Below are 212 nucleotides of genomic sequence, written 5' to 3'. Positions count from 1 at the left end.
GTCCGGAGAGCTGATCGCGGACCGCGTCGTCGTCGCCGCCGCGTACGACGGCGAGGTGCTGGACCCCCTTGCCGATGCGGTCGCAGACACACACGCGGACGCGGAGGCGTCTGACGACGCCGACTGGTCGCCGCCCGAGCCGTTCGTCCCCACAGATGGGGGGCGCACCGAAGTTCCGGGACTGTACGTTGCCGGCTGGATGCGCGACGAGA

Annotated in this window: 1 protein-coding gene; it reads left to right on the top strand. The window is 71.2% G+C overall.

The window, feature by feature from the left end:
* On the top strand, positions 1-212 hold a 212-nt coding region (locus tag EXE42_RS19155), incomplete at both ends, for a hypothetical protein (protein WP_158293807.1).

This window comes from Halorubrum sp. SP3 (assembly GCF_005435195.1).
Classification (GTDB): Archaea; Halobacteriota; Halobacteria; order Halobacteriales; family Haloferacaceae; genus Halorubrum; species Halorubrum sodomense.
This window is presented reverse-complemented; position numbering and strand designations above follow the sequence as displayed.